Annotated in this window: 7 protein-coding genes; 4 read left to right on the top strand and 3 right to left on the bottom strand. The window is 69.9% G+C overall.

The features are described from left to right. Nucleotides 1–516: 516 nt before the first annotated feature. Nucleotides 517–1,557: a LacI family DNA-binding transcriptional regulator gene (locus ACZ7LV_RS17560; protein WP_471940252.1), complete on the bottom strand. Its 1,041-nt coding sequence runs from the start codon at nt 1,555–1,557 to the stop codon at nt 517–519. A gap of 200 nt (nt 1,558–1,757) precedes the next feature. Between ACZ7LV_RS17560 and ACZ7LV_RS17565 the strand changes: the two genes are divergently transcribed. The 3 genes from ACZ7LV_RS17565 to ACZ7LV_RS17575 are packed head-to-tail and all read left to right on the top strand — an operon-like array spanning nt 1,758 to nt 4,491. Beyond that, nucleotides 1,758–2,606 carry an ABC transporter permease gene (locus tag ACZ7LV_RS17565; protein WP_471940487.1) on the top strand — a complete coding sequence of 283 codons (849 nt, stop codon included), beginning with the start codon at nt 1,758–1,760 and terminating at the stop codon, nt 2,604–2,606. Nucleotides 2,607–2,641: 35 nt separating this feature from the next. Beyond that, nucleotides 2,642–3,661 (top strand): ABC transporter substrate-binding protein, encoded by a 1,020-nt coding sequence (locus ACZ7LV_RS17570; RefSeq protein WP_471940254.1) that lies wholly within the window; start codon nt 2,642–2,644, stop codon nt 3,659–3,661. Next, entirely contained in the window at nt 3,658–4,491 is an 834-nt protein-coding gene (locus tag ACZ7LV_RS17575; protein ID WP_471940256.1) for an ABC transporter ATP-binding protein, read from the top strand. Before ACZ7LV_RS17570 ends, ACZ7LV_RS17575 begins: the two co-directional genes overlap by 4 nt. A 91-nt stretch (nt 4,492–4,582) precedes the next feature. Here ACZ7LV_RS17575 and ACZ7LV_RS17580 read toward each other — a convergent pair whose 3' ends face one another. Both ACZ7LV_RS17580 and ACZ7LV_RS17585 read right to left on the bottom strand, forming a co-directional pair. Further along, nucleotides 4,583–5,455, bottom strand: coding sequence for a sugar phosphate isomerase/epimerase family protein (locus tag ACZ7LV_RS17580; protein WP_471940257.1), 873 nt, complete (start codon nt 5,453–5,455; stop codon nt 4,583–4,585). Nucleotides 5,456–5,468: 13 nt separating this feature from the next. Further along, nucleotides 5,469–8,942, bottom strand: a complete 3,474-nt coding sequence (locus tag ACZ7LV_RS17585) for a ThuA domain-containing protein (RefSeq protein WP_471940258.1) — start codon at nt 8,940–8,942, stop codon at nt 5,469–5,471. A gap of 349 nt (nt 8,943–9,291) precedes the next feature. Here ACZ7LV_RS17585 and ACZ7LV_RS17590 point away from each other — a divergent pair, with 349 nt between their 5' ends. Next, complete coding sequence (locus ACZ7LV_RS17590; RefSeq protein WP_471940260.1) at nt 9,292–10,554, top strand: serine hydrolase domain-containing protein; 1,263 nt, start codon at nt 9,292–9,294, stop codon at nt 10,552–10,554. Nucleotides 10,555–10,707 lie beyond the last annotated feature (153 nt).

Genomic DNA, 10,707 nt, shown 5'->3' on the forward strand with positions numbered 1-10,707 from the left:
TCCGGTCTTCTTCCGTGGCGGAGCCTGCGGTTGCGCCGCAAAGGTAGGAGACTTCTGCTTGTCATGTCCATACTTTGTCATCGATGTGTTCAAAGTCCGGCGCGATGCGACGACTTGGAGGCAGGGCATGGCGGGATCGATCGACTGCGCGACGGCACGGCTCGCGCCACGCTGCCACGGACGCGCCCACCGAGCCCGGGAGCACCGACGGCGCACGCCGGCCGGTTCGCCCGATGCGCACAACGCCCTGTCTCAAGGGGGATCGACGGACGCCGGCGCCGTGCCGGCCCGCAGCACGCGCAAGCGCGGCCCGGGCGGCACGCGCGGTGCTCAACCCGCCCTCGCCCACGGGGCATCGAGGACCGATGACACCATGCTGACCCGCAGAACGCAGCAGCCCAGGTCAGGCGGCACGCGCGATGCTCAACACGCCCTCTCCCGCAGGGCATCGAGGACCGATGACACCATGCTGACCCGCAGAACGCAGCAGCCCAGGTCAGGCGGCGCCCGCGGTGCTCAACCCGCCCTCTCCCGCGCGGAGTCGACAGGCGGTGGCGCCGTGCTGGCCCTCAGTACGACCTCGCCGCCGGCCCGCAGGACGCGCGAGCGCGGGCCGGACGGCTCGCGCAGGGCGAGGGCCATGACCTGCTGCCCCATCGCGGCGAGGGGCAGGGCGACGGTGGTCAGGGGCGGTGAGAGCTCCCGCACGAGGGGGATGTCGTCGAAACCGGCCAGCGACATGTCCTCGGGCACCCGGACGCCCTGCTCCCGGAACGCGGCGAGTGCCCCGACCGCCATCACGTCGGTCACGGCGAAGACGCAGGTCGGCCGGCCGGAGCGGGTGAGCAGCTCGCGCGCGGCCGCGTATCCGCCGTCGCGGGTGAAGGCGCCCTCCACGACACGCTCCCGGGGCAGCCTGACGCCGGCCGCGGCGAGGCCCTCGCGGAACCCCGTCAGCCGGTCGCAGACGGTGGTCAGTTCGGGTGGTCCGCTGAGCACGGCGAACTCCCGGTGACCGAGGTCCAGCAGGGCCCGCGCGAGCGCCGCCGCGCCGGCGCGGTTCTCGGGCAGTACGGCGTCGACCCGCAGGCTGCGGTGCCGGCTCACCACGGCGACCCGGCCGCCCGCGCGGACGTACGGCGCGAGTTCGGCCGCGAGGGCCCGCTCCCAGGCGCGGTCCTGGATGCCCGAGCCGATGAGCAGGATCGCGCGGGCCCGCTGCGCGCGGAGCGTGGAGACGTACGCGATCTCCCGCTCGGGTTCGCGGAAGGTACTGGCGAGCATGACGAGGAGGTCCTGCTCGGCGGCGGCCCGCATCACTCCGGCGGCTATCGCGGCGAAGTACGGGTCGCCGACGTCGTGGCAGATCAGCCCGACGGTGTTGCTGGAGGCGCTGGCCAGCGCCTGGGCATGGGCGTTGGGGATGTAGCCCAGCAGGTCGGCGGCCGCGCGCACCCGCTGGCGCAGGTCCTCACGGACCCGCGTGGTCCCGTTGAGCACTCTGGAGGCCGTGGCCAGGGAGACGCCGGCCTCACGCGCGACGACGTCGAGCGTCACATGGACGGGTGTTGCATGCCGTTCTCTCACCGCACCCCCGAAACTTCGGGACGACCTATTGACCGTGCGCACAGGCAGTCATTAGCGTGGCCACACCTTATCAGAAAGCGCTTTCTGAAAGCGTTTTCCGACCATCCCGGACCACAGCTCCTCCCCACCGCTCCGGAAACCGGAGGAATCGACCCGTGAGCCAGAGCGTCATGAACGCAACACCCGGTAAGGCGACGGGGGTTGCCGAGCGGAACAAGCCGGGAGCCGCAGAGCGGATCACCCGGGCCCTGGAGCGAAGTTGGCGCCCGTTCGCGCTGCTGCTGGCCTGCTTCGGCGCCTGGTGGGTGATCGCGGCGGCCGAACTGGTCGAGCCCTATCTCGTCCCCTCACCGGGCGCGACACTCGACGTCCTGACCGGCAAGAGCGACTACCTCTGGCAGCACACCTGGGTGACCACCTACGAGACGCTGCTGGGCTTCCTCATCGCCGTCGCCGTCGGTGTGGCCGCCGCGGTGATCATGGTCTACTCGTCGACCGTCGAGAAGACGCTCTACCCGATCCTGCTCTTCGCCCAGGTCGTCCCCAAGATCGCCATCGCCCCGCTGTTCGTGGTCTGGCTCGGCTTCGGCATCGCCCCGAAGATCCTCATCGCCGTGCTGATCGCCTTCTTCCCCGTGGTGATCTCGATGGTCACCGGACTCAAGGCGGTCGACCCGGAGATGCTCCAGCTCTCGTCGACGATGGGCGCCAACTCCTGGCAGACCTTCGTCAAGATCCGCTTCCCCGCCTCGCTCCCCCACCTCTTCTCCGGCCTCAAGGTCGCGGTCACCCTCGCCGTGACCGGCGCCGTCGTCGGCGAGTTCGTCGGCGCGAACGAGGGGCTCGGCTACGTCATCCTCCAGGCCAACGGCAACCTCGACACCCCGATGCTCTTCGCGGGACTGCTCGTGATGTCGCTGATCGGCGTGGTCCTGTTCATCCTCGTCGAGATCGCCGAGAAGTTGCTCCTCCCGTGGCACGCCAGCCGCCGGGACTCCGGTGTCACCACCGCCTACTGACCCCGCACGACCCACGCTGACGAGAAGGACCAGCCATGACTGCGCGCAGACTTCTGATCGGCCTCGTTCCGCTGCTCCTGGTCGCCACGGCCTGCGGTGAGGACGGCTCGGACCAGAGCACCAGCGAGTCGGGCGAGAAGCTCGACAAGGTCACCCTGACCCTCAACTGGTATCCCTACGGCGAACACGCCCCGTTCTACTACGGCAAGCAGCAGAAGATCTTCGAGAAGCACGGCATCGACCTCACCATCCAGGCCGGCCAGGGCTCCCAGAAGACCGTCCAGGCCACGGGCGCCGGCCAGACCGACTTCGGCTGGGCCGACACCCCCGCGGTGCTCTCCGGCGTCGACTCGGGCGTCAAGGTGAAGAGCCTCGGCGTCTTCCTGCAGACCACTCCGTCCTCCGTGCAGTTCTTCGCGTCGCAGGGCATCGAGTCCCCCGCCGACCTCAAGGGCAGGACCATCGCGGGCACCGCGGGCGACGCGCTCTCGAAGACGTTCCCGATCTTCCTGGAGAAGAACGGCCTCGCGGAGTCGGACGTCAAGGTCCAGAACACCGACCCGGCGGGCAAGATCGCCGCGGTGATCTCCGGCAAGACGGACGGGCTGCTCGGCTACGCCAGCGACCAGGGCCCCACCATGCAGAACAAGGCGAACAAGCCGGTCGCGTATCTGCGCTTCTCCGAGCACGGGCTCAACTTCTACTCCAACGGCCTCATCGCCGGTCAGCGCTTCCTGACCACCGAGAAGGACGTCGCCGCCCGGATGGCCAAGGCGGTCAGCGAGTCCTTCGCCGCCGCCGAGAAGTCCCCCGACCCGGCCGTCGCCGCGATGGAGGGCGCCAGCGAACAACTCCCGCCCAAGGAGGTGCTGTCCGAGCAGTTCAGGACGACCCTGACGCTGCTGCACACCCCGGCGACCGAGGGCAAGGCACCGGGCGTGAACACCGAGGCCGACTGGCAGCAGACGATCGACGTCTTCGCCGAGGCCGGCCTGGTCCAGAGCCCCAAGGCCGTGGCGGAGTACTGGGACAGCGCCACCGCGATGAAGGGATGACGATGGCGAGAGAGACGACGGTGCGGGAGCCCGCTGTGCAGTTGGACAAGGACGAGCGGCGGCCGGCGGTCGGACTCTCCGACGTGGCGGTCCGCTTCCGGACGAAGAACCGGGACGTCACCGCGCTGGAGCGCGTCTCCCTCGATGTCGCACCCGGCGAGTTCGTCGCCCTCGTGGGCCCCTCGGGCTGCGGGAAGTCCACCCTGCTGAAGCTGGTCGCGGGCCTGCTGAGGCCGTCCGCCGGGGACGTTCGGCTGGCGGGTGAGCAGGTACGCGGCCCGCGCCACGACATCGGCTACGTCTTCCAGCGCGCGGCCCTGCTGGAGTGGCGGTCGGCGCGCCGCAACATCCTGCTCCAGGCCGAGATGCGCGGGATGCCGGGCGCCGCCGCCCGGCGTCGGGTCGACGAGCTGATCGCCATGACCGGTCTCGACGGCTTCGAGGACGCCTATCCGCACGAGTTGTCCGGCGGTATGCAGCAGCGGGTGGCGCTGTGCCGGGCGCTGCTGCACGAGCCCCCGGTGCTGCTGATGGACGAGCCGTTCGGCGCCCTCGACGCGCTGACCCGTGAGCAGATGAACATGGAACTCAACCGGATCTGGCGGGAGACGGGCACCACCGTGCTGCTCGTCACGCACTCCATCTCCGAAGCCTGCTACCTGGCCGACCGGGTGGTGGTCATGAGCCCGCGGCCGGGCACGGTCACGGAGATCATCGAGGTGGGGCTGCCGGCCGAGCGCGACTACACCGAGACGATGGGACGCCCGGAGTTCCGCGAGGCCACCGCCCGTGTCCGGCATCTGCTGGGGGCGGCCTCCGCCGCGGACTGACGCGGGTCCTCGGGTCGGCGCACCCTTTCACGCCACTGGGCCTCGCACCCCTCCTTGCCAGGGTGCGAGGCCCAGTGGCGTACAAGTGCCGTCAGTACCGCAGACGGGAGAGGTACCGGTAGCTGTTCAGCGCGGTGGCGAACGGGTCCGCCGGCGCGTCGTGCTCCACCAGCCACTGCCGCACGCCGCCGCTGTCCGCCGTCTCGAACATCGACGGGAAGTCGAGGACACCGGAACCGACGTCGGCGAAGTCACCGTTCACGGCCATGTCCTTGACGTGCAGCGCGGGGAAGCGCCGGCGGTGGCGCAGGAACAGCGACCGGGGATCCGCCCCGCCCTTGGCGGCCCAGTACACGTCGAGTTCGAATCCGACCAGGTGCGGGTCGGTCTCCTTCAACAGGATGTCGTAGAGGTTCTCGCCCTCGACGACCTCGTGGTCCAGGCCGTGGTTGTGGAACAGGAGCGGTCCGAGACCGGCCTCGCGGGCGGCGAGACCGGCCTTGTTGAACTCCCGGGCGGCTTCGCGGAACCCGGCCGGGGTGTGCATGGCGCTGGGCAGGCTCGGGACGACGATCCATTTGGCGCCGAGGGTGTGGATGTCCTCCAAGGCCTGCGGCAGGCCGCTGCCGCGGACGATGTCGTACCCGACGTGTTCGAGCACCGCCTTGAGGCGGGTCTCGTCCAGCATCCTCCGGATCGCGGCCGCGCTGTTGCCGTGCCGGCCGCTCACGCCGACCGTCGCATAGCCCATGTCCGCTAGCCGGGCGAGGGTGCCCTTGAAGTCCGTCGCCAGCGGGGTGCGCATGGTGTAGAGGTGCATCCCGATGCCGGACGGCGGTATGCGCCGTCGGCACCGGCCCGTCTCGGCGGCCTGGGCGGGTGCGCCGAGGGCGGTCGCCGAGGCCGCGCCCAGTGCGGTGGCGAGGAAGGCGCGTCGTGTGCCGTTCATGTCAGCTGCTCTCATGTCCGTTCCTGCCTCAGCTCACGGTGACGCGGGCGAAGGCGCTGGTGGTGTCGCCCTTGTCGTCGGTGACGGTCAGATGTGCCGTGTACGTGCCGGGCCTCGCGTAGCTGTGCGTGGCTGTCGCGCCCTCGGGGCCGGTGGGCCTGGTGTTGTCACCGAAGTCCCAGTGGTACGAGGCGACGGTGCGGTCGGCGAGCGGCTTCACGGTGCTGGTCAGCTGGACCGCGAGGGGGGCCGCGCCGGAGGCCGGAGCCGCCTTCACGGTGACCTTGGTGCCCGGGTGCTTCTCGACGCCACGCCCGTTGAAGTGCAGCCAGTCCAGGGCGAGCAGGTCCGGCTTGTCGGCGGCCCACTGCGGGTGGGAGAAGACCACGTACAACGGGGCGGTGATCCCCGCGAACTTCAGGGGTGTCGTCGGCGAGACGACGTTGCCCCAGCCCCCGGTGTTGGGCACGTTCACGCTGCCGAGCAGCGAGCCGGTGGGTGAGCCGGAGCGGAACTCGACGGTTCCGCCGAGGCCGCCCGAGGCCGCGCCGACGGTCACCGAGTCGATGCCCTTGAGGTGCACGGGATCGAAGCGGATCCAGTCGCCGTCCTCGATCTCCGTCAGCCGCTTGCCGCCGGAGGCGTCGGCGCGGTCGGCCACCACCACGCCCTCGTGGGCGCCGCCCGTGGAGGTGTGGTGCTCCGCCTCGCGCAGCGCGGGGCGCAGGGTGAGCGAGGTGGAACCGGTGAGCGCCGGCGCCCCGGGCGCGCCCTTGTCCTCGTACTGGGCGGTGATGCCGTAGTAGAGGTTCTGGCCGGGGCCGTGGCTGTCGCCGGCGTCCGTGCGGATCTCGCCGGCGCAACCGGTGTAGTTGTCCAGCGGATGCAGATGCGAGTCATGGCCGAGCTGGGACTGGACGACCACCCGCGAGCAGTCGATCTCCCCGTCCTCCCGGTCCTTCACCTTGACCTTGAACGGGATGGTGTCGCCGAAGCTGAACATCCCGCCGTTGGGCGGCTGCTGGATGGTCACCTCGGGCCGGGAGTTGCCGACGGTGATGTCGGTGACGGCGAGAGCGCTGAGGTCTCCGGGGGCCGTGACCGTCAGCCGGGCGGTGAAGCGGCCCACGGTCCGGTAGACATGGGTCGGGTTGGCGACCGTCGAGTCGGTGGTGCCGTTGCCGTCGAAGTCCCAGGCGTACGTCATGGGTGTGCCGCTCGGCAGGCCCGAACCGGCGCTGGAGAACTGGACCTTCAGCGGCGCCTTGCCACTGTCGGGCGTGGCGCTCACCTTGGCGTCCGGCAGCCGGTCGTCGCCGACATGGTCGATGCGGTAGATGCCCGACCCTTCGTTGCTGCCGCCGCGGCCGGTGCCGCTGCCCAGACCGAAGTCGATGACGTAGAGGGCGCCGTCGGGCCCGAAGTCGGCGTCGAAGGGCTGGTTCCACTTCATGTCGCCGAAGATCCCGTTGATGGAATGCAGATCACCGGCCTTCACGGGGGCGAAGCGGGGATCGGTGAACGTCTGGTCCTTCTGCTGGAACGAGAACGCCTTGAACCAGGTCCGGGTGAGCTCGTAGTTGAGCCACTTCCCGTCGAAGTACTCCGGGAACTTGGTGCGGTAGGTGTTCTCCGGGTCGTAGTCGTAGACCGGACCGCTCATCGGCCCGCCGCCGCCCGTGCCCACTTCGGGGAACTCGGGCGAGGCGGAGTAGGCGTACCAGACGGTGGCCGGCTGGGCGGGCGGCAACCGGGTGAGCCCGGTGTTGTTGGGCGAGTTGTTGACCGGGGCGGCGCAGTCGAACTTCGGACCCGACGTCTTCGTCGTGAAGTCGTAGTCGTTGAACGGGGTGTTGTTGCCGATGCAGTACGGCCAGCCGAAGTTCCCTGCCTTGGTGATGCGGGTGTACTCGACCGTGCCCTCCGGGCCGCGGTCCGCCTTGGCCTCGCGGGCGTCGGGACCGTAGTCCGCCACCATCAGCGCGCCGCTGTGCGGGTCGGTCGTGATCCGGAAGGGGTTGCGCATGCCCATGGCGTAGACCTCGGGGCGGGTCCTGTCCGTCCCCGGCGCGAAGAGGTTGCCCTCGGGGATCCGGTAGGTCCCGTCGTCCTGCGGGGTGATGCGCAGGATCTTGCCGCGCAGGTCGTTGGTGTTGCCCGAGGTGCCCTGGGCGTCCCACGCGCGACGGCCCGCGCCCTCGTCGATGGGCGTGAAGCCGTCCGAGGCGAAGGGGTCGGTGTTGTCCCCGGTCGCGATGTAGAGGTCGCCGTGCTTGTCGAAGGTCAGCGAGCCGGCCATGTGGGAGTTGGCCCTGCCCTCGCCGCGCAGGGTGGGGATCGCGAGCAGCCGCTTCTCCGAGGCGGGGTCGATCGTGTTGCCGGTCACCGTGAACCGCGACAGGTTGATCTGCTTCTCGGTCTTGTCGGAGTTCAGGAGATACAGCCAGTGGTTCTCGGCGAAGTCCGGATCCAGAGCCAGGCCGAGAAGGCCGTCGGACTGGCTCGTCATCTCGGGCGTGTAGGCGAAGTCCAGGGCGGTGGTGACCTTGAGCGTCTGCTGGTCGATCACCTTGACCTTGCCGGTGCGCTGGATGAAGAACACGCGCCGGTCGGGCGCCACGGCCAGTTCGAAGGGGTCGGCGAGATCGCTGGTGGCCAGCGGGGTGCGCTGGAAGGCGCCGGTCTTGGTGGCGGTGCAGTCTCCGGGCTTGTCGCCCGCGGCCCACTGGATGCCGCCGAGCAGATGCCTCAGGAACGGCTCCTCGGTGAACGCCGCCTTGTCGTGGCCGCCGGCGGTGAACCAGGAGCGCCCGCCGTCGTAGTTCTGGCACCAGGACCACGGATGGTCGACGCCCTCGTCCAGCCCGGTGATGCCGTCGCGCACCTTGATCTGGGCGAGCGTGTGGACCTTGCCGGTGGGGTTGGTGCGCCAGTTGTACCACTCCTCGGAGCGCTCCCAGAGTTCGGGCAGGCCCTTGGTGGAGGGGTGCGCCTGGTCGAGGACCTTGACCCGCCCGGTCTGGACGGCGGGGTGCTTGTCGAAGATGGCGCCGACGAGTCCCTCGTACCAGGTCCAGTCGCGCTCGCTGGCCGAGGCGGCGTGCAGCCCGACCCAGCCCCCACCGCCACGGACGTACTTCTGGAGCGCGGCACGCTGCGCGGCGTCGAGCAGATCGCCGGACTCCGGCGTGGAGTTGGTGTTGTTGAAGACGATCGCCTGGAAGCGCGCGAGGTTCGCGTCGGTGAAGGCGGCGGCGTCGTCGGTGGCCTCGACCTCGAAGCCGTTCTCGCTGCCCAGTTTCTCGATGGCCTCGATCCCCGCGGGGATGGAGTCATGGGTGAAGTTGGTGACCTTGGAGAAGACCAGGACCCGGTAGGCCGCGGCCGCTTCCGCCCGTGGGGGCGCGGCGAGCCCTAATCCGACGAGAAGCGCGAGAAGCGCCGTGGCGACGGTGGCGGGAAAGAGGACTCTTCGGCGGAGCCGGGTGTGATGACTGCTCAATGTGCGCTCCCGGTGCTGGTATGCGGACCGTGATCTAGAAAGCGCTTTCTGGGATACGTCGCACAGCGTAGGTTCCGGCTTCACAGGGGGTCAATGGGTCGGATGCGGCCCATGTGAGGCGCCGTCGGCCACTGACGGGGCGTCATGTCGTCCGCTCCAGGCGCCGCCACGGCACCGGTCCGGTGGTGCCGAGTGTCCTTTCAAGGTCGCGTCGCGTTTCTGCAACCGGAGGCCGAGTTCAGGCACTCCTGACCCATGCGTGCGCGTGGCCGACCACCTCGTGCGCGCGGCACACAGCCGAAACAGCGGCATCCACCGCATCAACCGAGGAAGAAAACGAGGATTCATCGTGTTGCTGTCGCCACGCCGACGTCTGACCGTCGGCGTCACCGTGATCACCGCCCTCGTCGGGGGAATCGCTCCTCTCACCACCGCGTCGGCCGCTCCGGCGGCCCGTACCGTCGCCGGGGCGCCCGTCTCCCCCGCACCGGACATGGACGGGGTCGTCGCGGCCCTGAACGCGGCGATGGCCAAGGGCGCTCCGGGCGCCATGGCGCGCTACAGCGCGCCGGACGGGGTCCGCAGCCGCGCCGTCGGAGTCCGCGACAGGGAATCGGGGGCGCCGATGGACATCCACGCGCGCTTCCGGATCGGCAGCGTGAGCAAGACCTTCTCCGCCGTCGTGCTGCTCCAACTGGTGGAGGAGGGCAGGCTGGAGCTGGACCGGCCCGTCAACGACGTGCTGCCGGGGCTGCTGCCCGACGACCGGATCACGGTCCGTCACCTGCTCACCCACCGCAGCGGCCTGGCCGACTACACCGAGGCCATGTTCCAGCACACCGTGCCCGGCTTCGAGGCCGTCCGCCACCGCGTCTTCAGCTACCAGGAGCTTCTCGACCTGTCCCTCGCCGAGCCGCCCACCACCGAACCCGGCGCCGCGTACAAGTACTCGAACACCAACTTCGTGGTCGTCGGCATGCTCATCGAGAAGCTGACGGGCCGTCCGGTGGCCGACGCCTACCAGCGCCGCGTCATCAAGCCGCTGGGGCTGCGTCAGACCTCGTACGTGCATCCCGACACGCGTATCAAGGGTCTGCGGGTCCGGGGCTATCTGCACCCCGACGAGGCCGGCGCGCCGCTCGTGGACTCCACCGAGCAGACCGTGTCCTGGGCGCAGTCGGCCGGCGCCGTCATCTCCAGCCCCGCCGACCTCAACACCTTCACCAGCGCGCTCATGCGCGGCCGGCTGCTGTCCCGGGCCACGCTGGAGGCCATGACGACGGTGACACCGACGGACACGACCGACACCCGCTTCTACGGTCTCGGTCTGCGCCGCTACGACCTGTCCTGCGGTACGCGGGTGTACGGCCACACCGGCACCGTGCAGGGCTACTACACCTACGCCTTCTCGACCCGCGACGGCCGTCGCAGCCTGTCGGCGACGGCGAACACCTCCAACCGCGGCGAGGCCAACACGGCGCTGGGTGACACGCTGGAGGCCGCGTTCTGCGGGAAGCGGTCGGCGCCCGCGCCGTCCGCGCGCACCGCCACCGCGCCGGCGCGGGACACGCAGTCGCTTCCGGCCGAGCGCGACCTGCCCGAGCGGCGCTGATCCGTCGCCCCGCGGGACCCGGGCGTGGGGGGGGGGGGAAGAAAAAGGCCCACCCCAACAACAGTTTTCCCACCTTTTCTTTCTTGTGCCCACTCCCCGGGAGCTCTTGGTTACCCTCCCCCCTCTGGATTAGGGGTGGGGGTGGGACCATGT

This window comes from Streptomyces sp. NPDC107562 (assembly GCF_055657325.1).